1 pseudogene is annotated in these 648 nt (G+C 46.3%); it reads left to right on the top strand.

Annotated features, from left to right (window positions below):
• A pseudogene (locus tag NNO08_RS22875) lies at positions 1-648 on the top strand (hypothetical protein); the annotation flags it as partial.

The following is a 648-nucleotide window of genomic DNA, read 5'->3' as shown; positions in this document are numbered from 1 at the left end:
TCACTGCAGATGGTGATGTAACCATTACGCTCCCTGATACCAGCCAGACAACAGGACCATCAGCGAAAAAGTTAATAAACAGCGTCAGTGACAAGGCTAAAAAAGGGAACAACTCAGATATTACCAGTCTTACAGGGCTGACGACGCCGTTAAGTGTTACTCAAGGAGGCACGGGAGGGAACAATCCAGCGACTGCACGCACCGGTTTGGAATTAACCAGTGCGGCCACTACCCCTATCGGAACTAGCGGCGATTGCATCCCTCTTTTTAGCGGGGGAAATACGTGGTCGGGTAGGCAGACTTTTACTCGTGGTCTTTTCACCTATTCGGATTTGGATTATTCGAATATTGAAATGACTAAAAACTATTCTACCGGGTCATTGGCTGATGCGCAGGGGCCATTATTAATTTCAAGAATTTCCTCTAATGACACCAGCAGGTGTGAGGCTCAGTTCTTTGCCAGTTTTGACAATAATTCATGGCGACGGGCGCTTATACAGATAATTAAGGATGATTCAGTCGCTGCCAACTTTGCTTTTGTTGAGGATGGAAACATCAATGGAAGAAACGGATCTGTACAGTGGAATGGATCAGATGTACGTATTAAGTATGGCTTTGAACCTGCTTCTGACGGAGCGGGCGAACGTA

Origin of the sequence: Citrobacter sp. Igbk 17, from assembly GCF_028069775.1 — a bacterium.
Classification (GTDB): Bacteria; Pseudomonadota; Gammaproteobacteria; order Enterobacterales; family Enterobacteriaceae; genus Citrobacter.
This window is presented reverse-complemented; position numbering and strand designations above follow the sequence as displayed.